Below are 2,119 nucleotides of genomic sequence, written 5' to 3'. Positions count from 1 at the left end.
ACCCACCACCATAACCGCCGCTCTGCTGACCACCAAAGCCTTGACCTTGCGGCGCTGCGCCTTGTGGTCCACCCTGAGGGCCGCCACGAGAATCCAGCATCTGCATTTCGTTAATCACAACTTCTGTCGTGTAACGCTCTACATTGTCCTGCCCTGTCCATTTGCGAGTTTGCAACCGGCCTTCAACATACACTTTTGAGCCCTTCTTCAGATACTCACCCGCAATCTCTGCCAGGCGGCGATACGCCACGCAGCGATGCCACTCAGTTTGTTCGCGCGGTTCACCGGTTTGCTTATCTTTCCAGGTTTCACTGGTAGCAATCGACAGGTTGGCTATCGCTGTGCTGTTTTGGGTATAACGTACCTCTGGGTCAGCTCCCAGGTTACCAATTAATATGACTTTATTTACACCGCGACTGGCCATTATTTTCTCCTGTTCCTTATGCGCGTTACAACTGCTTCAATTTATTGGGCGACCGATGCCTTTTCAAGCAACTGATTAACCGCCTTTTCATCATAATGTTTTTTATCAACTTTTAAATAGGTTGCCTGATCTTCTTCAACCCACCTTGCTTCCGTTACTCCAGCTACGGTAAGTAACCGCTCACTTAGTTTCTTCGCCTTGTCCTCAGATAGTCCGGGTAATGATAACGATACACTGGTAACGCCTGCAGGATTAACCATAACTAAGCTGATGAGTAACCAACATACTAGCAAGATCAGACAGAAAACAACAACGCCAGATATCTGATAATTCTGTAAGACCCAACCGCCTGCAACACCGCCAACAAAGGCACCTAAAAACTGTCCGGTTGAATAGATACCGCTGGCACTACCCTTACTCCCGGCGGGCGCAATACGGGTCAGTAATGACGGTAAACTGGCCTCAATAAAATTAAAACCGGTGAAAAAAATCACCAAGGCCGCAACTAGCAACCATCCTGACTGCCCGGCCACACCAATAATTAGCAGAGATACAATTAAGGTCACAATCGAAAACCGCAGCCACTGCACTGAATTATTATTGCGGGAGCTGTGAATGATCATCGGTACCATAAACAAAATTGAGGCGGCCAGGGTTGGTAGATAAAACCAGGCATGCGTCTGACTTTCAAAGCCTGCATTTTGCAACTGGGTTGGCAAGGTCACAAACCAGGCGGTCAATATAGCGTGCAACACAAAAATACCGCTGTTCAGACACCACAATTGTTTATGTTTAAGTAAGTCTCCCAGCTCGGACAAAACCGGCAAGGATTCCCGCCGGGCAGAGGTAGTAACAACTTTCGGCACACTGAGCAGTAGCACGAAAATGCCCAGAACACCGCTGGCAGCCGTAAACCAAAACAACCCTGAAAGACCAATAACGTCACCCAGCAGAGGTCCTGCAACCAATGACACCGCAAACGCTAAGCCAATACACATACCAATGGTAGCCATAACCTTCGGCCGTTGCTCGTCACGTGACAGGTCAGCCGCCAGGGCTAATATTGCGGCGGCTATGGCGCCAAGGCCTTGCAGAGCTCGACCAACAGACACGCCGAATAAAGTATCAGCCTGCGCCGCGACCACGCTTCCGGCAACAAAAACCAGCAGCCCGCCAACAATAACGGGCTTACGACCTAGCCGGTCTGACAACATACCCAAAGGAATTTGCAAAAGCGCCTGAGTCAGTCCGTAGGCACCAAGAGCAATACCCACCCACAATGGCGAATAGTCTGGATACTCCTGTGCATAAACTGCCAGCACGGGCATGATCAAAAACAGCCCCAGCATCCGTATACCAAAGACAGACGCGAGCGCTAAAGCGGCTTTTTTTTCAGTTTTATTCAGTTTTTGCGGTGTCATTTCACTGCTTCATAGTCAGTAATATGATAAATGATGCTGCTATTGTACCAGATGCCTAACACTGTGCGATAATAGCGTTTTGTCGTCAGTCATTTACTGAACAACAGACGGGAATTATGGATACTATTGAAGTACGCGGTGCACGCACGCACAACTTAAAAAATTTCAACCTGACGATTCCTCGCAATAAGCTTATTGTGATTACCGGGTTGTCCGGTTCGGGTAAGTCGTCACTGGCTTTCGATACGCTGTATGCCGAAGGCCAGCGACGCTT

Annotated in this window: 3 protein-coding genes; 1 reads left to right on the top strand and 2 read right to left on the bottom strand. The window is 48.9% G+C overall.

The features are described from left to right. Together ssb and B3180_RS12295 are read right to left on the bottom strand one after the other, a co-directional pair. Positions 1 to 424: single-stranded DNA-binding protein (gene ssb, locus B3180_RS12300; protein ID WP_286844860.1), on the bottom strand; the 424-nt coding region annotated here is incomplete at its 3' end. A 41-nt stretch (positions 425 to 465) separates the two neighbouring features. Further along, positions 466 to 1,845 carry an MFS transporter gene (locus B3180_RS12295; protein ID WP_222236383.1) on the bottom strand — a complete coding sequence of 460 codons (1,380 nt, stop codon included), beginning with the start codon at positions 1,843 to 1,845 and terminating at the stop codon, positions 466 to 468. A 116-nt stretch (positions 1,846 to 1,961) separates the two neighbouring features. On the opposite strand from B3180_RS12295, the gene B3180_RS15770 reads away from it, so the two are divergent. Next, a partial coding sequence (locus B3180_RS15770) for an ATP-binding cassette domain-containing protein (protein ID WP_414654053.1) occupies positions 1,962 to 2,119 on the top strand: 158 nt, incomplete at its 3' end.

The organism is Idiomarina sp. UBA4206, assembly GCF_002383015.1.
GTDB classification, from domain to species: Bacteria; Pseudomonadota; Gammaproteobacteria; order Enterobacterales; family Alteromonadaceae; genus Idiomarina; species Idiomarina abyssalis.
Note: the sequence above shows the minus strand (reverse complement) of the source record. Positions and strands in the feature narration are given on the sequence as shown.